Source organism: Thermodesulfobacteriota bacterium (genome assembly GCA_035559815.1).
GTDB lineage: Bacteria > Desulfobacterota_D > UBA1144 > Nemesobacterales > CSP1-2 > DATMAT01.
This window is the reverse complement of record DATMAT010000033.1, coordinates 30,265-51,684: the sequence shown is the minus strand read 5'-3', so window position 1 is coordinate 51,684 and position 21,420 is coordinate 30,265. Positions and strand designations below refer to the sequence as shown.

General features: G+C 45.3%; 18 protein-coding genes and 1 tRNA gene. 11 read left to right on the top strand and 8 right to left on the bottom strand.

Annotated features, from left to right (window positions below):
- Positions 1-112: 112 nt before the first annotated feature.
- Positions 113-1,471, top strand: coding sequence for a porin (locus VNN20_09360; protein ID HWP92390.1), 1,359 nt, complete (start codon positions 113-115; stop codon positions 1,469-1,471).
- Positions 1,472-1,653: 182 nt separating this feature from the next.
- Here the strand turns inward: VNN20_09360 and VNN20_09355 are convergent, their stop codons facing one another.
- Positions 1,654-2,400 (bottom strand): metallophosphoesterase family protein, encoded by a 747-nt coding sequence (locus VNN20_09355; GenBank protein HWP92389.1) that lies wholly within the window; start codon positions 2,398-2,400, stop codon positions 1,654-1,656.
- 301 nt (positions 2,401-2,701) lie between these two features.
- On the opposite strand from VNN20_09355, the gene VNN20_09350 reads away from it, so the two are divergent.
- Entirely contained in the window at positions 2,702-4,273 is a 1,572-nt protein-coding gene (locus tag VNN20_09350) for a hypothetical protein (GenBank protein HWP92388.1), read from the top strand.
- A gap of 338 nt (positions 4,274-4,611) precedes the next feature.
- Here VNN20_09350 and VNN20_09345 read toward each other — a convergent pair whose 3' ends face one another.
- Entirely contained in the window at positions 4,612-5,214 is a 603-nt protein-coding gene (locus tag VNN20_09345; GenBank protein HWP92387.1) for a DsbA family protein, read from the bottom strand.
- Positions 5,215-5,369: 155 nt separating this feature from the next.
- Positions 5,370-6,929: a bifunctional phosphoribosylaminoimidazolecarboxamide formyltransferase/IMP cyclohydrolase gene (purH, locus tag VNN20_09340; GenBank protein ID HWP92386.1), complete on the bottom strand. Its 1,560-nt coding sequence runs from the start codon at positions 6,927-6,929 to the stop codon at positions 5,370-5,372.
- 133 nt (positions 6,930-7,062) lie between these two features.
- Between purH and VNN20_09335 the strand changes: the two genes are divergently transcribed.
- A complete protein-coding gene (locus VNN20_09335; protein HWP92385.1) occupies positions 7,063-8,100 on the top strand; it encodes an MlaD family protein in 1,038 nt (345 codons plus the stop codon).
- Between the two features lie 138 nt (positions 8,101-8,238).
- Here the strand turns inward: VNN20_09335 and VNN20_09330 are convergent.
- A tRNA-Gly gene (locus VNN20_09330) sits at positions 8,239-8,314 on the bottom strand.
- A gap of 188 nt (positions 8,315-8,502) precedes the next feature.
- Between VNN20_09330 and murQ the strand changes: the two genes are divergently transcribed.
- The 8 genes from murQ (at position 8,503) to VNN20_09290 (ending at position 16,966) form a co-directional block, all read left to right on the top strand.
- The gene (gene murQ / locus VNN20_09325; GenBank protein ID HWP92384.1) at positions 8,503-9,402 is read left to right on the top strand and encodes an N-acetylmuramic acid 6-phosphate etherase; all 900 of its coding nucleotides are present in this window, start codon (positions 8,503-8,505) and stop codon (positions 9,400-9,402) included.
- Positions 9,403-9,527: 125 nt separating this feature from the next.
- The gene (locus tag VNN20_09320) at positions 9,528-10,712 is read left to right on the top strand and encodes an anhydro-N-acetylmuramic acid kinase (protein HWP92383.1); all 1,185 of its coding nucleotides are present in this window, start codon (positions 9,528-9,530) and stop codon (positions 10,710-10,712) included.
- A gap of 49 nt (positions 10,713-10,761) precedes the next feature.
- The gene (locus VNN20_09315) at positions 10,762-12,309 is read left to right on the top strand and encodes a glycoside hydrolase family 3 protein (GenBank protein ID HWP92382.1); all 1,548 of its coding nucleotides are present in this window, start codon (positions 10,762-10,764) and stop codon (positions 12,307-12,309) included.
- A gap of 92 nt (positions 12,310-12,401) precedes the next feature.
- Positions 12,402-14,168 carry a sodium:solute symporter family protein gene (locus tag VNN20_09310; protein ID HWP92381.1) on the top strand — a complete coding sequence of 589 codons (1,767 nt, stop codon included), beginning with the start codon at positions 12,402-12,404 and terminating at the stop codon, positions 14,166-14,168.
- Positions 14,169-14,300: 132 nt separating this feature from the next.
- Positions 14,301-14,657 (top strand): hypothetical protein, encoded by a 357-nt coding sequence (locus tag VNN20_09305; GenBank protein ID HWP92380.1) that lies wholly within the window; start codon positions 14,301-14,303, stop codon positions 14,655-14,657.
- The gene (locus VNN20_09300; protein HWP92379.1) at positions 14,650-15,084 is read left to right on the top strand and encodes a type II toxin-antitoxin system VapC family toxin; all 435 of its coding nucleotides are present in this window, start codon (positions 14,650-14,652) and stop codon (positions 15,082-15,084) included. The genes VNN20_09305 and VNN20_09300 overlap by 8 nt, the downstream gene beginning before the upstream one ends.
- Positions 15,085-15,195: 111 nt before the next feature.
- Positions 15,196-15,780 (top strand): NADH-quinone oxidoreductase subunit I, encoded by a 585-nt coding sequence (locus VNN20_09295; protein HWP92378.1) that lies wholly within the window; start codon positions 15,196-15,198, stop codon positions 15,778-15,780.
- A 151-nt stretch (positions 15,781-15,931) separates the two neighbouring features.
- A complete protein-coding gene (locus VNN20_09290) occupies positions 15,932-16,966 on the top strand; it encodes a zinc-binding dehydrogenase (GenBank protein HWP92377.1) in 1,035 nt (344 codons plus the stop codon).
- Between the two features lie 129 nt (positions 16,967-17,095).
- Here VNN20_09290 and VNN20_09285 read toward each other — a convergent pair whose 3' ends face one another.
- The 4 genes from VNN20_09285 to VNN20_09270 all read right to left on the bottom strand — a co-directional run bounded on the left by VNN20_09285 (position 17,096) and on the right by VNN20_09270 (position 21,198).
- The gene (locus tag VNN20_09285; protein HWP92376.1) at positions 17,096-18,613 is read right to left on the bottom strand and encodes a glycosyltransferase family 39 protein; all 1,518 of its coding nucleotides are present in this window, start codon (positions 18,611-18,613) and stop codon (positions 17,096-17,098) included.
- Positions 18,614-18,770: 157 nt separating this feature from the next.
- Positions 18,771-19,574 (bottom strand): ABC transporter ATP-binding protein, encoded by an 804-nt coding sequence (locus tag VNN20_09280; protein ID HWP92375.1) that lies wholly within the window; start codon positions 19,572-19,574, stop codon positions 18,771-18,773.
- A 3-nt stretch (positions 19,575-19,577) separates the two neighbouring features.
- Entirely contained in the window at positions 19,578-20,459 is an 882-nt protein-coding gene (locus VNN20_09275) for an ABC transporter permease (GenBank protein HWP92374.1), read from the bottom strand.
- 37 nt (positions 20,460-20,496) lie between these two features.
- Entirely contained in the window at positions 20,497-21,198 is a 702-nt protein-coding gene (locus VNN20_09270) for a glycosyltransferase (GenBank protein ID HWP92373.1), read from the bottom strand.
- Positions 21,199-21,420: the final 222 nt, after the last annotated feature.

The following is a 21,420-nucleotide window of genomic DNA, read 5'->3' as shown; positions in this document are numbered from 1 at the left end:
CTGGCAACCCGAACACGGTTTGCTTAACTAAATCTTAACATTTTTTTCATCGAAAATTAATTTTTGCTCTTTAACATTCCCTGCAAAACTCACTTAAAAGGAGGATAGAGTGATGAATAAGTTTGTTCACGTGGTATTCACAGTCTTACTCCTCATGCCGCTTCTGAGCTTGAATTCACGGGCGCAATCTACCAGTGCCCAGATAGAGGAGCTAAAGAAGCAGATGGAGATAATACAGCAGCAAAATCAGCAACAATTAGAGGAGCTTAGACAGAAGATTGAGGCCTTAGAGGCTCAGAAGGAAGCCGACCAGAAGAAGATCGAGGAGCTGACCAAAGAGGACGAGGATGCCTGGTACAAGAAGGTAGAGGTAGGCTATAAGAAACCGGGAGATGGTTTTACGGTTAAGTCCAAGGATGGACTTTTTTCCTTAAGAACCAGGCTACGCACCCAGTTTCAGTTTTCCATCAATGACACGGACGATGAGGATGTAGCTACCGATTTTAATGTAAGAAGGTTAAGGCTTTATTTTGACGGCAACGCCTTCACCCCCTGGCTACTTTATTACATTCAAATTAGTGGCGATAACAACGGTGAATTTACGCTTAGGGACGCCTATTTTGATTTCGCATACAATACCATGTTTGTCCCAAGGCCCGGACAGTACAAGGTTCCGTTCAACAGAGAGGAGCTTACTTCATCCTCGGAGCTTCAGCTTGTAGAGAGGTCGATTGTAAACGATGAGTTCGCATACGGCCGGGACAGGGGCGTATCGATTTACGGAGTACTGGGGAACTTCCTGGTCTATGGGGCAGGAGTATTTAACGGCGACGGAAGAAACGGCCTCAGTGTTGATTCTAACATGTTATATGCCGGTAGGGTGATGCTAACCCCGTGTTGCGGAGAGCTGAAATATTCCAACTCTTCTTTCCCTGCAGGCGGAGATTACAAGATAGAGCCCAACTTTGGGGAAGACAAGCCCCTTTTCGCGTTCGGAGTCGGCCTTGCCGGTATCCCCGGACTTAACATCGACCAAAAAACCCCGGACAGCGATATAGATGAGAGATTTGCAGAGATAGGGACTACGGATGCAGATGTGTTTTCCCTTACTGCAGACGCTAATTTTAAATACTCGATCTTCAGCATAGAGGGGGAATTTGACTATAGGCGGATAGCTCCGGAAGAGTCTGGTCTTCCTAAGGTCAACGACTATGGAGTAAGAGCTCAGACCGGTCTTTTTCTAATGCCTGATTTCATCGAAGTTGCCGCAAGATACGCTCAGATCTGGTACGACACGGACGTGGCGGGTAGGGATACCACATGGCAACTAACGCCTGGGATAAACTTCTATCTGTCCAAGAGCCACAAGTACAAAATCCAGCTCGATTACTCATTCATCAGGAATGAATTTACCGATAGCGATGATATAGACGAGAACATATTCAGGGCCCAGCTTCAGCTTTACTTCTAAGAAGTTCGATAAATTAGATCTTTCTCATCCCTTCTCCTAGGCCCCCAAACCCGATACAGTAAAAACCACTGTATCGGGTTTTTATTTTTTATGCGGAAGTACTAAACAGACGGAAAGTCCGCAATCGTTATCCATGTGGGGAAATTTAATAAGGTTGATAAGAGAAGCTTTATGGAATTGTATTAACTCGGGTTAAGATACTGCCTTTCCCCTACCAGTCCGCCCACTACCAGTATAGAAACCAGTCTGCCTATTACATCCCTGGGGAGAGTGGTTTTTTCCAGGTCCTTGACCGTTTTTTCGATGTCGTATCTGACCCTTCTTAAGGTGGCCATCCCATCCTCTATCAGGGCGTAGGATGCCCGCGGGTTAAAATCCATCGGTTGTCCTACCGAACCCGGGTTTAAAACTATCGTTTTACCAAGGTGCCTTATAAAGGGTTTATGGGAATGACCAACCAGTATGAAATCGCTGGTAACACTGCTGAACTGATTCTCCAGGTCGAATTCTGATATTTCGTCGTCATTCACTCTAGTATTCGTCTTGTTCCTGTACAAGTCATGTGCTATATGGAAACTGAGACCATCTAGAGTAAAGCTGCTATCGAGAGGCAGTCTCCTGAGGAAGCCGACATCCTTACTGGCAAGAATATCCTCTCCCCATTCCCTGGTAGCTGTGGAAAGCCTGCTCAGTTCATCGGAACACTGGCATCTAATACCATATGCTAGTGCGTTGTCATGGTCACCTCTTACCCCGGAAAAACGTCCTTTGTTGAAGGAGTTCATGAGAAATCTTATGCATTCCCTGGGGTTAGGTCCAAAGTCCACCGCATCTCCGAGGAATATAAGGTAATCGTAGGGCTCCTTGGCTAATATGGCTTCTAGCGCGTGCCAGTTGGCATGTATGTCTGAAAGAATTAGGGTTTTCATCTGGGCATAATTTAACAAGCATTTATTAACCACCTATTAAGCAAAAGTTAAGATAATGTTAGAGAAATGGGCTGGAATCAGTAATTTTTGAGCGGGAAATTAAGGCATATCCATAACCCAAGTTTGTATGGTCTTTTTATTAATGTCCTGCGGCACTTATGTATATAGACCCATGTGAAAACTAATCTTAATGTCCGAAATACTTTACAGAAAAAAGTTGGAAAAAAACCTCTTGACAAACTTTTATAATTTATATACAGTAAGCACAGACCTTAAAAAATCAACAAGGAGGTAAGGAGAGATGAGTAAGGCCAAATGGCTTTTGCTATTTTTAGTGGCTATATGCACAGCCATTCCTGCTTATGCAGTAGAGCTTTCTCTGGGTGGCTTTCCCAGCTATATGCGTACCAGAGCTCGTTACTTTGGTAATGCAACTTTTCTTAGTTCAATAACCGATGCTCAGGCGGAGGCGCTTGGGTTTAGCAATGCAGATGACAATATCTTTTTCGTTGATACAAGGCTCCGTCTAACCCCTCAACTTGTACTCAGCGACGCAGTGACCATTAGGGCACAGGTGGACGTTTTTGATAACGTAATTTGGGGCGGAACTACTTCTGCTCTTTTAGGTGGCCGAAGCACCCTGGTAAATTCATCCATAACCACCGGTGACAGATTCAGAGGAGCGCTTCTGATAGGAGCAAATGCGATTGACCGTGGAATAGGCGAATCGGACTCAACAGATGATGTCCAGTTTTTCAATGTTCGTATGCTCCATGCCGACATTGTTCTTCCATCCAACTTGGGATTCGTCAGAATAGGGCGTCAGCCGTTCGACTGGGGTCTTGGAATTCTGGCAAACGGCGGTTGGGACCCACTATCAGACCTTGGTTTCGTCCTGGACCGGTTCCTTTATCTTAAGTCCTTCCCAATCGGGGCGGGAACATTCACGTTCGTGTTCGTTTCTGATATCTTTACACAGGGCAACAGCGTAGTTACCGCTAACGGTAATGGTTATGATATTGGAGCTGTGGCACTTATTTATAATACCAACGTAGGCGGTGGTAATCTGACGGTTGGTGTGTATGACTTTCCCTATATTCATCAGAACAATTTAGGTACGGTTTGTCCAGGTGCTCCGTTCGGCGAGGGATCAGGTGCACCTCCTGACTGCGGTTTTGGTGTAGACCTGGACTGGGCTAACCTTTATGCCGGTCTTATCGACTTTAAGACAGACCGCTTCCGGCTCGTAGGCGAAATACAAGGGGAGTTTGGAGAGATAGATGCAGCAGGCACTACGATAGATATCGAAAACAACATAATTTTTGCGGTTCGTGGCGAAGTTTATCCCGGATGGCCCATAAAGAATATATCGGCTGAGTTTGGCTGGGCAGATGGTGGTGATGTAACTGACGGTGACGTTAAGGGAGGTAACGAAGGAGGGCTTGTATTTAACCCGGCATATAACCTCGACAACCTTATGTTCAAGCACATGATACCGACCATATACCAGATCGAGGGCAGCGTAATAAATGCCTTCTATGCCCGGGCTTGGGGCACGGTTAAACTTCTTGACAACCTTTCCTTCACCCCCCAAGTGGTTGTTGCCTGGAATGAAGAAACAGATAACCCAATAGCAAACGCTGGCGATGTAAGCAGGTACCTTGGAACCGAGGTTGAGGGAACGCTGACTGTTAATGTGGTTCCCGGCGTTAACCTAGACATTATAGGTGGTCTGGTGTTCCTCGGGTCTGGTATGGAAGACCTCATTGAAACACAGGCTGCTAATGCTGGCGCTGTAGATCCGGATGCCGAGAGTGTAGCTTGGACGGCTCAGGCAAGAATGATAATTTACATCGACCAGTTCTTTAAATAGTATCTGATAGACAGGGAGATTAATTAGGGTCTCCCCACGTACTGACAATGAACCCCATCTGTTACTCCACAAAGTAGCAGATGGGGTTTTTCATTTACAGCAAGTTTTTTAATTTTTTAGATTTAGAGGCTTATACAATTACTAGTAATACCAGTAAGGGAAACCAGCTAGCCTTTAACCTACTGAAATCATTTGCTTTTTAGCCAATCCCGGTAGGTCAACATTTCCGTTACTTCGAGCGTAGTTGGGCTTAGGGTCATTTGTTGGGTGGGGATTTTTCGGGAGACCACGCAAAATGGTGTCTCTATTAAAGACCGTCTATGTCCGTTCGGCTGAGTTCATGACGATGCTTGTCGCTGTCTGATCGCTCTACTCAGTATGCTTCTCAGTGATTCGAACGATTGAACGCCGTGAACTAAAAATTTATCGAAAATAAATGTCGGTACGCCAAAAACCTGATGGCCCTCGGCTTCCATCTCATTATCCTCGATCTTTTCCAGCATTGTCCTCTTAATTAGGCATTCTCTTAGCTCGTCCAATTGAAGCCCGGACTCCTGCCCAACCTTGAGGATCACTTCGGGTTCACCTATATTTTCACCTTCTTGGAAATAGGCCTTGTATATTCCTAGATGGAAGTCCCTGAACTTGTTCTTGGTCTTGGCGAATTCGGAGGCCTCTAGGCTAAGCCTGGAGTTTGCTAGGATTCCCGGAAGCTTTAGCTCTAAGCCGTCCTCATCACACAATTGCTTTAAATTTCGTATCATGTAGCTTCGTTTTAATGTATTTGAACGTTTTATACCGCGTAGCGGTATTTCCGGATGAATTTCAATCCCTTTTGAGTCGACCTTCAGTGGAAATTCTCTCTCCAAAAGCTCTAGGCGTTTTATTCCCACAAAACAGAAGGGGCAATTATAATCATAAAATACGGTTACTTTCATCATAATCCAATATAACAACTAGTCGCCAACGAACACATGTTTACGCCGAAAGATGGACTCTATAGAATCCTCCGTAGGAGTGCCATCTTTGGCGCGACCAAATCGCGGCTAGAAGCCGCTCCTACTCTCAGAATTTGGGTTCCCTGAAGCTAAAAATATCAATGCCTGAAATGCCTTATTCCGGTGAATATCATCGACATTCCATGCTCGTCCGCGGCAGAAATGGTGTCTTTGTCTCTAACTGAACCCCCCGGCTGGACGATGGCCGTGATTCCCGATTTAGCAGCTTCGTCTATACCGTCCCGGAAGGGGAAAAAGGCATCTGAAGCTAATACCGCTCCCTTTGTCGGAATTCTTGCTTTCATTGCCGCAATTTTGACCGAGTCTACCCGGCTCATCTGTCCCGCACCGATACCGATGGTCTGTCCATCACGGGCGAGTACAATGGCGTTTGATTTTACGTTCTTACAAACCTTCCAAGCAAATTTAAGCACCTGGAGTTCTTCATCCGTGGGTTGACGTTTGGTTACTACCTTGAAGTCGTTAAAATCTTCGTCGGCTCTTACGTCTCTGTCTTGAATTAAGGCACCGCCTACTACCTTTTTAAAATCAAGGCCTTCTTTTTTATTATTTACGAAGGGCGGAGTTCTCATAACCCTCAGGTTGGCTTTGGTTGAGAGCAAATAGAGGGCCTTTTCCGTATATGCCGGGGCTATTACCACTTCGAGGAACATAGCTGAAAGCTCGGAAGCTGTGCTTTCGTCCACTTCGGTGTTGAAGGCTACAATTCCACCAAAGGCGCTTTCCGGGTCGCATTCCTTTGCTTTAAGAAAAGCCTGAAGAGGATTATCTCCTAAAGCTACGCCGCAAGGGTTATTATGCTTAACTATGACGCAAGCGATTTCCGAAAATTCCTTCACGGTCTCCAGGGCCGCGTCTGCATCATAGATGTTGTTGAGCGAAAGTTCTTTTCCTTGGAGCTGGGTGGAGTTTGAGATGCAGGGCTCCTCTATTCCGGGTTGAGTATAAAAGGCTCCTTCTTGATGGGGGTTTTCTCCGTACCGGAGTTTCATCTTTTTTTCGAGATGCAAGGTCAGGCTGGCCGGAAATTTGGTTCTTTGGCCTCCATCGAGGGAGCCTAAAAAATTGGATATCGCCGCATCGTAACGCGCCACGTAAGAGAAGGCTTTCACTGCAAGCCGGAAATTAGTCTCCAGGGATATGGAGCCTTTATTTTTCTTTAATTCGTTAATCACGGTTTTGTAATCCTCGGGGCTGGATACTACAGTTACATATTTATAGTTCTTTGCAGCGGCTCGAAGTAAAGTGGGCCCGCCTATGTCGATATTTTCTATTGCCTCTGCTAATTCCACCCGTTCGTTTTTGATCACTTCCTCGAATGGATAGAAGTTGACCACTACCATATCTATTGGTTTTATATCTTGTTGTTTCATATCCCTAACATGTTCTTCATCGTCACGCACTGCCAGTATGCCGGCATGTATCTTGGGATGAAGGGTTTTTACCCTGCCGCCTAACATCTCCGGCAGTAAAGTGTAGTCGGAGATCTCCGTAACCGGAACTCCGGCGTCCCGGATTTGCTTAGCCGTGCCGCCGGTCGATATTATTTCAATATCGAAATCCTTTAATTCCTTTGTAAAGTTACTTATGCCGTCTTTTTTCGATACGCTTATTAGAGCCCTTTCTATTTTTCTCATTCGATTTGCTCCTCGGAGGATTAGTAATGAAAATTAACATAGCTTTTGAGAAATTGTCAATTCTTACGTATAATCTTTGGCTTATAAAAGTCCCGGTTTTGAGACGGGATTAACTGATTAGGCGAGTTTACAAATGGGTGCTAGAGCCTTGAATCTAAAGGTTGGTTTATTTGTAATAACCTCGGTTGTCATTTTTTTCATTTTCGTTTTTGTCCTCGGCGGCGAGCAGAATTTCTTCAAGAAAACCTATAAAATTCAGACATCATTCACCAACGTTGCCGGACTAGCTGAAGGAGCTGCAGTTAGGCTCTCCGGGTTGAAAATAGGCAGTGTTAAAGAGATTCAATTTCCGGAAGAGCCGGATAAAGATTTTATAGTAGTGGTAATGGAGGTAAGAGAGGAAGGGATAAAGAGAATAGGCCCCGATGCTGTGGCGACGATTCGGACGGAAGGGCTTCTCGGCGATAAGTATATAGAAATATTAAGGGGGTCAAAGGAGCCTCCCAAGGAAATTCCAGAAACACTGCAAATAAGCAGCTATACTCCTCCGGAGTTTCAAAAGCTTCTGGGCCAATCTGAAGAGTTAATCGACAATATTATAGACATTTCAAAAAGCCTGGACAAAATCGTGAAGGCGTTTGGCAAAGAGGAGAATATCGAGAATATATCCAGGACAATAGCCTCGATAAGAAGAAGCGTAGAGGCTATCGAGAGCAGACCCGGGCTTCTTCACACCCTCATCTATGGAAGGAGGGACAAGTCAGGCAAAGACCTTGAAAATACGCTGGATAAACTCGATGAGACCTTAACTACTTTGAATGTATTGCTCAAGGATATCAAGAATGAAGAGGGTGTGCTCACCGCTTTAATTTATGATGAAAAGCTTAAGGAAAAACTAGACAGCGCGCTCACCAATATTGATGAGGTGACCACAGAAATTAATAGCGAAGACGGTATACTTCCCCAGCTAAAGGAGACTGTATCAAATTTTAGAGAAATATCAGAAAGGCTAGAAGGTGGGGAAGGCACTCTTGGGGCGCTAATAAATGACCCCACGGTATACGATAATTTAAAGGGGGTCTTGGGTGAAGCGGAAAGGAGCAGGTTTGTTCGTGCTGCGGTGCAATATCTGATCGAAAATCAGCGCAAAGATACCAACCAAACGCAGTAAGTCCCGAATTTAGGATATATGATGCATGATGCAGGATAAAGTACAAATCATACATCGTGAATCGTGTATCTATAAATAAAATAGAAACTAATCCAGCAATATGGTTGTTTGATTATCTGTAGCTGATCGAGCTGAATATGGAGCGGGTGACGGGACTCGAACCCGCGACCTCAAGCTTGGGAAGCTTGCACTCTACCAACTGAGTTACACCCGCTAGTTTAAACTAATTTATTCGAGCCTATTGTAAAAGTCAATAAATAGGTATATTGGACTTAATCTATAACTGAATAACTTTCATGCCGGGATGTATATCTTACACTCAGCCAGCCCGCTCCCCAAAGTAATTTTATCGATAGCGTTAAGTGCTATGAAGCTCCAAAGATAAAAAGTATAATACCTAGCGTGAAAAAGCGCCGTATTACTGAGCACCTTCTCACAGAGAAAATAAATCCTAAAACCTCCCACCTGGATATGTGCTCTACTCTTGAAATTATCGAGTTAATCTCGGAAGAGGATAAAAAAGTTGCCGAAGTTGTAGCCAGGGCAAAGAAAAAGATAGCCGAAGCGGTTGATTTAGTTGTGAAGAGGCTTGCCAAAGGCGGACGTTTATTTTTTGTAGGAGCCGGTACGAGTGGACGGCTGGGGGTTATGGAAGCGGCCGAATGTCCGCCGACCTTTGGGACGATGCCGAGTTTAATCCAGGGCATCATCGCCGGCGGGAAAAAGGCTCTACGGCGTTCCATAGAGGGATCAGAGGATTCAAAGAGAGAGGCTCAAAACGCCTTAAGTAGTCTACACCTGAACAAACACGACGTCGTGGTGGGCATAGCCGCCAGTGCGACAACGCCATTCGTGGAGGCAGGATTAGCTTACGCCAAAAAGAAGGGTTCCGGGCGTATTCTGATCACCTGCAATCCAATTAAATCCGGATTAGCGGATATTACTATTAATCTCTTGGTGGGGCCGGAAGTTCTCGCCGGCTCTACCAGGATGAAGGCGGGTACGGCGACAAAAATGGTTTTGAACATGCTAACCACCGCCTCCATGGTAAGGTTAGGCAAAACATACGGGAACCTAATGGTGGAGGTTAGGCCAAATTCCCAAAAACTAAGGGATAGGGCGGTGCGAATAGTCATGGAGATTATGGGTGCTGACCGTAAGAAGGCGGAAAAGCTACTGAGAGAATCCAAATGGAACGTAAAGGTCGCTGTGCTTATGGGAAGGAAAGGGCTAAGCTATAAGGAAGCCAGTCGGTTGCTGACGATGCATAACGGGTTTTTGCGTAACGCCCTAGAGAAATGAAGAATGTGATTTTACTGTTTGGTATACTCCAAAGAGAATTCAGTAGGGGCACGCTGCAGCGTGCCCCTACAATGGTGCTTGATGTGTAGGCAACGTTAAGGTGATTAGATAACTAAAACGCAAGAATGAAATTTTTAAACACAATAATTAGCAAGGAGGAGCGACTGGTTGTTGGCTTAATGTCCGGAACATCCATGGACGGGGTGGACGCTGTTCTGGCAAGAATCAAAGGAAATGGTTTGGGGACGAAAGTGCAATTAATCGAGTATCTATGCATACCTTATGATTCTTCTCTTCGGGCGAGACTAGAAGGGGTTAGTTCAAAGGGGTTAACCTGGGAAATCTCCGAGCTTAATTTTCTGGTGGGCGAGGCTTTTGCCCAGGCGGCTTTGGCTGTAATCGCTGAGGCTGGATTATCTGTTAAAGAAGTTGATTTAGTTGGCTCTCACGGCCAGACTATTTATCACAATCCGCCCTCTTCAAAGAAGGGCATTCCTTCCACCATGCAGATAGGAGAGTTAGACGTTATTGCAGAGCTTACCGGACTGACCACAATAGGCGACTTTAGGCCCCGCGATATAGCCGCAGGCGGTGAAGGTGCTCCGCTAGTTCCCTATGTGGATTTTCTATTATTTGGCAGGCCGGGAAGGGTTACGGCCGCTCAAAATATAGGCGGCATTTCCAATGTCACGGTGGTTTCGGAGAGAATAGAAGATGTAATTGCTTTTGATAGCGGGCCCGGGAATATGCTGATGGATAAGGTTCTGAGTTTGGCTACGAATGGAAAGGAAAAGTACGACCGGGACGGCAAACTGGCATCACGGGGGGTTGTTGATGAAAAATTACTTGACCGGCTTTTATCTAATCCGTTCTTTGACCAGCCGCCGCCAAAGTCCACCGGGGCGGAGCTTTTTGGTAATGAAAAAGCCAGGGAACTTTACACTTTGGTTGAGAAGAAAAGGATTTCGCTCGCCGATTTGATGGCGACACTTCTGGCGCTTACTGTGGAGTCCATTGCTCGTTCCTATGAGCGGTTTATCATTCCTCAAACGCGTGTAAACGAGGTGATTCTGAGCGGTGGGGGTGTAAGGAATCCTGCCCTAGTGGAGGGATTAAGAAAAAGACTGAAAGATATAGAGTTCTCGACATCGGATAAGTATGGAATTCCAGTGGATGCAAAGGAGGCTCTAGCCTTTGCCGTTCTGGCGAATGAGCTTCTTTCCGGTAATTATACCAATCTGCCGTCGGTTACTGGGGCAAGGCGGCCTGTGCCTTTGGGAAAGATTGTTTTAGGGGTTAGAAATTCATAAATCGTAGGGGCACGTTGCAGCGTGCCCCTACATCCTTTGCCAAAGAAAAATGCGCAGTGTTAAACCAGAAGAGCTATCAATAACAGAAAAAATCGGGCAGATAGTCATGCCCAGGTTGGATTTCCGAAATGAAGATGCTTTGCCTTACGCAGAGGGACTGGTTAAGAATTTTCATATCGGCGGTTTCATCGTATTTGGCGGTGAGCGCGAACGGATAATAAGTGCTACCGACAGGCTTCAATCTATTTCTCCTATTCCTCTTTTCTTTGCCTGCGATGCAGAGAGAGGAGTGGGGCAAATAGTTTCAGGCGCCACTCTTTTTCCCTTTGCTATGTCCCTTGGCGCGATAGGAGATGAGGAGCTTGTTTATAGGCAAGCCGGCTTTATTGCAAGGGAGATGAAAGGCTGTGGGCTAAATCTAGTATTTGCTCCGGTTGTGGATGTCAACACCAATAGGGAGAACCCGATTATAAATATCCGCTCCTATGGCGATGACCCTTCACTTGTATCACGATTGGGAACCGCTTTTATAAAGGGCTGTCAAGAAGAAGGCGTCCTAGCTTGCGCCAAACACTTTCCCGGGCATGGAGGGGTCGCCGTTGATTCGCATGTAACCCTGCCCAGCTCTTCTCAAAACCGTGAAGATTTCTGGAGGTGTGATTTAATTCCCTTCATGGAAGCGATAAGGACCGGGGTCTCCTCGGTTATGGTGGCTCATCTTGCTGTGCCACAGATTGATCCTACCGGGGTTCCCGCTACTATTTCTGTTGAAATTATTCAGAATCTTCTTGTGGGCGATTTGGAATTTAAAGGTTTGATCGTAACCGATTCGTTCATCATGGACGCTTTATCCGGGTTAGGTAAGGAACAAGAGAAGATTGCCCGACTTTCCATTCTTGCCGGTTGCCATATCATTCTAGACCCAAAAGAGCCTGTAACTCTCATCGAAAGGTTGGTTGAGATGATAGAAACCGGAGATATTCCTGAATCCCTTTTAGATAAAGCTGTTGATGACATAACAAAGGTCAAGAAAAAGTGGTTTTATGATAAACCTCATCGAAACTCCCTGGACGAAGGTTACGGTGAGAATCTAGTCGAAGAAATCGCCCGCCGTTCTGTGTGTTGTATTAAAGGCAGAAGGCTACGCTCGGAGAAAGCAATCGTTTACGTCCTGGATGTAACACAATCTGGTGGGGATATTTCAAGACCTTTTCTTCGGTCACTGAAAGAAGCGGGAGTAACTTGTCAGAAACAAGTTATAACCTATCAAGATAATCTGAAGTCCATACCGCGTGAAGAAAACGGCGACACCGCAGTGATTTGCCTGGTCTATACATCCGTTGCCGCATGGAAACATCATTCATCTTTGCCTGAATCCTATAAAAAATTCTTAGATAAAGCCAGCGGACTGCATTCGGAGAAGATTTTGGTTTCTTTCGGGTCTCCATACGTCCTTCGAGGTTTTGAAAATTTCGATACGGTTCTTTGCGCTTTCGACCGCATGGACTCTTGTCAACGCGCAGTAGCAGACGTTCTTTTAGGACGGCTTCTGGCTCGGGGACGGTTGCCTGTGAAATTACATAATAGTAAGTCGTGATTATTCATTCATGGCCTTATTTGTAGTCGTCCAATGACAAGCTAAAAGGTGGATTTATTCTCGATTAGCTATAAACTATTGCTCCTATTATCATGCCCGAATCCATTCACGCTTTCTTGTCTGCGCTAAGCCCTTTGGACTGGCTCATCGTTCTCGCTTACCTTCTTATCTCCCTTGGAATCGGTATTTACTTCACGAAACGCGCCAGCAGGAGCATGTACGATTACTTCGTCTCCGGAAGAGATCTCTCCTGGTGGATCATCGGGACTTCGATGGTGGCGACGACGTTCGCCGCAGATACTCCATTGGTAGTGACCGGGTGGATACGCACAGACGGAATCTGGAAGAACTGGTTCTGGTGGAACTATCTCTTCAGCCATGTGTTCATAGTATTCGTTTTTTCCAGGCTCTGGAGAAGAGCGGAGGTAATTACCGATAATGAGCTCATAGAACTACGCTACAGCGGGAAACCGGCAGCATTCCTAAGGGGCTTTAAGGCTTTTTACTTTTCTACCCTTTTCAATTTTATCGTCATGGGCTGGGTTATGAGCGCTATGGCCAAGGTCTTCAAGGTCTTTTTCGGGTTTGATACTACGCTTGCCATCATTATCTGCGTCTCCATTGCGTTTTTTTACACGATGATGTCCGGGCTTTGGGGTGTGGCGCTGACGGATTTTTTCCAATACTTCGTTGCACTCATAGGAACAGCATTACTAGCGTGGGTTGTCGTCGGTTCCCCTGAAATCGGCGGATTTCGTGGATTTCTTGAAAAGATAGATAGGCTTGACAGCCATCTATCCTTTTTCATGACACCCTCCGAGGGAGTGCCGGTCAGTGAAGGGTTTTGGTCTTCGAGTTTTTTTGTTTTTCTAGTTTACGTCACGCTTATATGGTGGTCTTCACACAATGCAGACGGCGGAGGGTATTTCATCCAAAGAATGTGTTCGGCAAAAAACGAACGTCATGCCGTATTGGGAATGGCATGGTTTTCGATAAACCATTATGTTGTGCGCCTCTGGCCTTGGGTGCTGGTTGCGGTCGCCTCTTTGATAGTTTATCCCACCGCCAAGATTACCGGTGGCGACCAAGAGTCTATCTATATCGTTATGGTCAAGGATTTTCTCGAGCCAGGGCTCAAGGGGCTACTTTTTGTTTGCTTCCTGGCTGCATTCATGTCCACTCTTTCTACCCAACTCAACTGGGGGGCTTCCTATTTGATGAACGATATTTATAAGCGTTTTATCAAAAGGAACGAGAGTGAAGCCCATTATATTTTCGTCTCCAGGCTTTGTACCCTGGCACTAACCCTTCTGGCCGGATATTTTGCATACCATATTAATAACATCGGCAAGGCATGGATTTACCTCTGGGCTATGAGCGCCGGGATCGGACTAGTTTTGATACTCAGGTGGTTCTGGTGGCGGATAAACGCATGGTCTGAAATTTCTGCTCTGGCCGCATCCCTCTTAACCATGCTGTTTTTGAGTCTCTATACAAAAATCATGAAAGTACCTCTAGAGCTCAAGCATCAGATCATAGTTGTTCCGGTTTCTATAATCTCTTGGCTGTTTGTTACCTATCTGACAAAACCGGAACCGAAAGAAACCCTGGCCAGTTTCTACAAAAAGATTCGTCCCTGGGGCTTTTGGGGCCCCGTTGCAAGGATGAATCCAGGAGTGGAGTGCACACCTTTTTTACCGGTAGTTATAAACTGGGTTCTCGGAGTTTTATTTATTTTCTTCCTGATGATAGGGATTGGTAAGATTCTACTGGGTGCGACTCTCCTGGGCACGGTCATGGTTTTTATCTCTATCTGTTCGGGGGTTGCGATTTATGTGAGGATGAGAACGGATTTTTAGGCTTAAATAGTAAGTATCCTGTCGATTAAAACAGATTCAGCCGGTATATGTTTAGTTCATTTTTGAAGCAACCTTGACGGACTACTACTTTAGCTTATATTAATAGTAGTATGTTTTACTGGAGATTCATGTATGAGGACTAAATTGAGGGGTGTGGAATTTAAAGTAAGTCCTGGTGAGGTCAGAGAGGCCGTAAAAAACCTTACAAAAGGCTGGGGTAGAAAGTATGCGGTGGAAATAGAAGGGAATTATTATCCACCTAAGGATGTAGTTCTTGAATTATTAAGCTCCAAGTTTGAAGAGAATGGAGAGGTTTTTACCAGAATGGATTTCACTACTATGGATGCAGTAAGAATTCTAAGAAGGCTAGGATTCAAGACCGTAAGTAAGAAGGAAATTAAACCGAGGAGTAAGAAACTGTCTAGTCTTGCCGGTGTAATATCCCTTGGAGGAGACAGCATAAGGGATTCCGAAGATTATTATGAATAATAAGATTATCGTAGATACTAATGTAGTAGTCGCTCTTTTAGATGTTTCTGACATACACCACAATAAAGCCTTAAATCTTGTATTAAGCCTTGAGAATGATGGTAGGGATTTGTCGCTGATGGATTGTATTCTGAATGAGATATATACGGTTATTGCTAGGAGAAGTCATGAGAGAGGTTATAGATTTTCAGAAATAGTGGGCAAGATCAAAAACGAACTGGAGAGCTTTGAAATAATAAAAGCTTACCCTTTAGTAACTAAGCTTCATAATAGGATAATCGAAGTTATGGTAAAAACTAACGGAAGGCTAAATTATCACGATGCCTTGATAAGCATCACTATGAAGGATGAGGGAATAGAAGAGATTGCTACGTTTGACAAGGATTTCAGAGAGATTGAATGGTTAAAAGCATATGATCGAAGTTGACGTTTTCAAAGATAAACCATAGGTAATAACTACTGATTCTTATCTTATAGCCTTTTCAAGCTTTAAAAACCTCCCGTATGTGTTAGAGTATATTCTGTTGGTAAAATTGCGATGGCCATAAAGGTAAAAGTTATAGAACCACCAAAGCTTAACTTTCTGGAAAGGTTATATATCCCGGAGATACTTAAAGGGCTCAAAATAACCCTCTCCCACATTCTTAACTTTAAGCCGGTGACCGTCCAGTATCCGGAAGAGGTAAAGGAGCTTCCTCCCCGGTATAGAGGCCTCCATATTCTTCCTGCGGATGACCAGGGAGAAATAAGGTGCGTTGCCTGCAAATTATGTGAGGTGGCCTGTCCTACGCAGGCCATATCCATAGTGGCCGAACCAGCCGATGAATACGGTATCGAGAGGAGGCCAAAAGTGTACAACATAGATTTTATGCGTTGTGTCTTTTGCGGTTTTTGTGTGGAGGCTTGTCCCTGTGATGCGCTGAGAATGGGGATGAAGTATGAACTCTCCTCGTATAACCGGGCAGGGTTGGTGCATACGAAAGAGGTGTTTTTCGACCCGAATGTGAAGAGCAGAGCGCCCAGGGATAATGCCAATTATCTATACGAAATGGGGAAAGGGGAGATTTTAGATGCACCCGAGGAAGTGGAAAAGGTAAAAAAACTCTCCGGAACATATACCTAGCAAAATCTTGCGTTTTAGTTCCTCTCTATACGTTCTTGACTGTTGATGGCTGACCATCATCTAAAGTCATAAATTTAGCATAATCTCTATAACTTCTTCATAAAAATTTAGGTATAATGCACCAGCCCAAATTCCTGAGGAGGTTGCTGACTTGAAAGCGGTAGTAATATACGAGCACGGTGGAGTTGATAGGCTAAAATACGACGAGATTCCCGAACCCGAAGTTCGCGCTAGCGATGTTCTTATTCAGGTAAAGGCTTGTGCCATGAACCATCTCGACGTGTGGATTAGAAAGGGCCTCCCCCATCTCAAGCTCAAGTACCCTCATGTCCTGGGTACCGACGTAGCGGGGGTTGTGGCGAAGCTGGGAGCCGACGTTCGCGGCATCGAAATAGGAACACCGGTCATTGTATCAGCGGCAATAACCTGTGGGAGATGCATTCATTGCATAGGCGGCCAGGATAACCTGTGCAGGGAGTTAAAGATTCTGGGGGAGAATCACCCTGGGGGATGTTGTGAGTTCCTGTCTGTCCCAAAGGAAAATGTTATCCCGATGCCCGATAACATTTCTTTTGAAGAAGCTGCCTCCATACCGGTCGTTTTCCACACTTCATGGCACATGCTGGTAAACCGCGCCAGTATCCGGCCGGGGGACACGGTTTTGGTTCATGCAGCCGGAAGCGGGGTGGGAATTGCGGCTATACAGATTGCCAAGCTTTTTGGGGCGACAGTAATCGCCACTGCCGGGACGGAGGAAAAGACGGAGAAGGCGAAGACGCTCCTTGGGGTCGACTACGCGATCAATTACCAGGCACAGGATTTCCTGTCCGAGGTAAAGAAGATAACTCAGAGAAGAGGAGTGGACATCATAGTAGACCATACCGGGGTGGTTAACTGGGAAAAGAACATCCTTGCGCTCACAAACGGCGGAAGGATGGTTATATGCGGTTCAACGTCCGGATATGAAGGTAAGACCGACCTGAGACACATTTTCTTCAGAAACCTTTCCATACTGGGTTCTACTTTGGGCGGCAAGGCGGAGTTGTTTGAGATTGTGAAGCAGTTTGAAACCGGGAAGCTCAAGGCAGTCATTCACCGGGTTCTTCCTATGTCTAGAGTGGTGGAAGGTCACCGGCTCATCGAAAATAGGGATGTTTTTGGGAAAATAGTGCTTGTTCCGGGATAATCTTTAATAAAAATAACCGAACTGGGAAAGCACCTCTACCTGTTCTCGATCCTAACATCGCTTGGCGGGTCGGAGATATGCTTTCCGGACATAATCTATATTTCATACTTTTTCCATTCGGTTAAGCTTTTAGCCCTTTCTTTCATAAATCTCGACATTATAGTTGGTCATCTTGTGTCGGTAAGATTGCTCTAAAATTACCTCAAGGCCCGGCAAAATCCGCACGGAACTATCTCCTAAGCTTTGATCGATTATTATATATTTGGGCTTTTTTTCGGTTAGGTCTCCTAATATCTCTTTTCTAGCGTCATCCCTCTCGATGAAAAGCAAACTAAAATATCGGCTTGCCGACCTTCTCTGAGAATATGCTAAAGCCGGGTTTGTGTGTCCCCCTATGAGGTATACGAAATCGGCTTCTTTCGTGTTTGTCCTGAGCCATAAGCCTAGTTCCTGGTATTGCTTGTATTCGTCATTTACCCCACCCTTGAAGTTCATGTTGTATGACCTAAGAAGGGTTTGATAAGGTGCCCATAATATTGCTAATACGACTATAATCTGCACTAAATATCTACGCATGTCTTTTGTGCTGGTCGAGGTGCTTTTTAGGAGCACGCTGATTGCTATCCCGGAGGCTAGCGAAAGTGGGGGCACGAGCTGTTTGAATTGGTGTCCGAAATAAAAGCCGGAGGCATTCACGCCTATAAAGTCGAATATGATCCAGAAAATAATTCCCCAAAATGGTATTTTATTATCCTCGATTCTTTTTTTCTGAATAATAAATAGCAGCACTAGCGGATAGAATAAAATCATTTCGGAGTATCTCCATGCGGAGATGAAATTCCAAACCCTCTTGGTTATTTTTAATTCAGCGCCCCCTCCCTCCTGGAGCAAAACCAGCCATGCCTGGTGTAGAAATTCGGTAACAGTAGTCCCACTTGCTATTAGTACGATTAAGCAGAGACATAGGGGTAAAATAGCGCCGGCTAATAAAAGGAGTAAGTCTTTGGTAACACTGGTAGGTATTGGGCAATCCTTCTCCTGACTTAGGCTCAGCAAGAAGGCAAGCAATGCGACCGCGCTGAATATCGCCGTTTGCTTAAAGCAGATGGCGATACCCATGGAGAACCCGGCAATCAAGATATAAAGAACGTATGACCGTAAGCGCCTAGTGTTGCGGGAAGCTATCAAAAAAAAGAAAGAGAGGGTGGAGAATAAAATCATGAATGACTCGGTCTGTGCCGTATAAGTCCCATTCATAAACCTCCAGGACACGCTTAGACCGAAAATAATCATGGCGATAATTCCAGCCAAATGGTCTGATAATTTTCGCCCTATAAAGTAAAGTAAGGCTGAGGTTGCGACCATGGAAAGGCTTCCCAGAAGCCGGGGGAACCAGATATTTAATCCGAACAGGAGGTTGGAAATGGTGAATATAAAATAAATGCCCGGGGTCTTGTTCTCGATGGCTTCGCTGTACGGAGGAATACCGTATTTAATCCATAAGAATGCTATATAGTTCCAAATTCCCTCGTCGTTGACCATGTATTCACCGAGGGAGGCAATTATAAGTAAAGAAAATATAAAGACCGCTATTATTGCCGGGTTGGTTACGATACTATAAAGAGTGTCAATTAGATAACCTTTCATTATTCCGGGCTTTTTGGTAGCTAACACAGCATTGCTAATTAATTCTGGTTTTATTATTGATGTTGGAAGTAATCGATATGAATCCGTTCGAAGGATCGCTTTACCCGCTCTAACTCACGATAGGCAAATTTTTACCAGGGAGCGGGCAGAGTGGATTTTACCGGGGCTCCTTGGCTAAATACTGAGAGACTACCTCATGGGTGTCACCAAAGATTACAATCCTCCCATTTCTCAGAAAAACCGCTCGATCACACAGTTCTTCCACCGCTTTCATATCATGGCTTACAAATAGTACCGTTCGCCCCTCCGATGCCGCCTCTTTCATCTTGTTAAGACATTTTTGCTTGAATGCATCGTCTCCCACTGCCAGTACCTCGTCCATGAGCATGATTTCGGGCTCCAGGTGGGAGGCTATAGCAAAAGCCAAGCGCACGTTCATGCCGCTCGAGAAGTGCTTAATCGGCGTATCCAAAAACTTCTCTACCTCTGAAAAAGCGACGATCTCGTCGAACTTGCGGTTGATCTCGGACTTCTTCATCCCCAAAATTGCTCCGCTCAGATAAATATTTTCCCGCCCGGTCAATTCCGGATGGAAACCGGTGCCCACCTCCAGCATCGAACCTATCTTACCGTAGATCTCGGCGCGGCCCTCCGTCGGTTTGGTGACGCGGGAGAGGATTTTTAATAGCACGGATTTACCCGCTCCATTAGAGCCGATTATTCCTAGGGATTCACCCCGCCTGACTTCAAAAGTGACCTCTTTTAAAGCCCAAACATATTTATCATTCCTGGCTTGGTCCCCGTTCCGGTCGAGAATGGTCTGTTGGATAATAGATGAAATACTTCGAAACGGAGCGCGCATCACATTTTCCAGAAACTCACGGGTGGCATTTCCCGGCCTCGGTCGGTCGATACGGAAGCGTTTACTCAAGCCCACAACTCGAATCGCAATTCTATTCATAGCTCAAATCACGTCGGAGAACGTATCTTCCCTATTTCGGAAGAAAAAGATACCTCCCAAAAGCAATGCCACTACCACCAGAACCGAGATTGCCAGCATCATACCCGGGGCTTGAGATTTGCCTAGAAGCGCCCACCTAAAACCTTCTACCACACCGGCCATGGGGTTTAAACCATATAATGCACGCCATTTTTCCGGAACCAAGCTGCTCGGGTAGGCAATGGGGGTTACGAAGAGCCATATTTGAGTGAGGAAGGGAAGGACGAATCCTATATCCCGATACTGAACATTCAGGGCTGCAAGCCAGAGCCCTAAACCTAGAGCGGTGGCAATACTCAGTAAAACGAAAAAAGGCAGGGTAAGGATGGCTATCGTCGGCATAATACCGTAAAACACCATCATCCCGAGCAGAATGAGAAAGGCGATGGCGAAATCCAATAACCCGGTCATGACTGCGGTCATGGGTACGATTAGACGCGGAAAGTAAATTCTGGTAATCACCGCTCGGTTGAGCACTACGCTATTGCTAGACTGGGTCAGTACGTTCACGAAATAGGTCCACGGCACCAAAGCGCTGTAGGCAAATATAGGGTAAGGAACCCCTTCCGAGGGCACCTTGGCCAGTTTCCCAAAAAACAGGCTCAAGACAACCATGGCAATAAAAGGCTGGAATATGGCCCAAGATGTACCCACGAATGTCTGTTTATAGCGTACCTTAATATCCCGCCAGACCAATAGGTAGAGCAAGTCGCGATAATCCCACAACTCGCGCAATCCGAGATTAGCCCAGCCATCGGGCGGACGAATGACGATCGAGGGTATATCTGATTCAGAAGCTGTAATCGGCTGGCTAAAATCGACTCGAAAGTTGTCTTCCTTTTTCATGATTGCATATAAGCCCTACGGAACCGTACTCGCTTTATTATAATACGGATTTAATCCACCGTTTCAGCCTAACGACGTTTGCTAGCTGTAAGCCCAGCCTATGGCGTATAGGCTCAGAAACGTCCAGCAGAAACTGATAAACCCAGGGTCTCCGTGAATTATAATAATAGATAACACTATCTATAAAATATTCTTTTTTCAAAGCCTGGTCTCTCGAGATTCTCATTGCCCAATCAATATCTTCATAGTAGTTTACTTCCTCGAATTTGTATAGACGAGCAATTTCACGCTTTATCGGATTGAGATGATATGGCGGTCTGAAATACACGCCTCCTTTCGAGAAATAACTCTTATACTGGAGTGAGTGTATGAAAATGTGGTGATTTTTCCTTCCTAAAAAGGTAGTTATGCCCTTAATTCCGATGCAGTCAATAGCCGGGTTTTCTTTTATAGCAGTGCATATGATGCGAACGTAGTCATTGCTAACGTCGTCATCGTCGTCGATAAAAGCGACAAATGTCCCTTTTGCTAGCTCAATGAGCTTGTTTCTTTTTGATCCGATCGATTGCTGCTTATCGTCCAGTAAGAATACAATCTCAACCTCGTCCTGGAGAAGATTATCGGTTATTTGTTTGCTCAATTTCCCATACAATTTATCGAACTGTTCTTTTCTGTCTTCCAGGGTGGGAATCAGAATACTGAAGAGTATTTGTCGATCGTCGTTGATAATTACCTTCATTTTAATCAGTCCTACCCGACCGGGGTGATTCCATGATAAGAAAATTCGGCATCTTCATTCGATTATAGCGACAAATAGCAAGGAATCAATGATTCTTTGATGATACTTCTTGGTCACTGATGAAGGCTATAAAGAGGATTCCTGTAGCAACTAGGGCGATTCCTATATAAAGCCAATCCAAGCAGGCGAGGGCAATCGCCAGAGAGCCGACAATCAGACGGG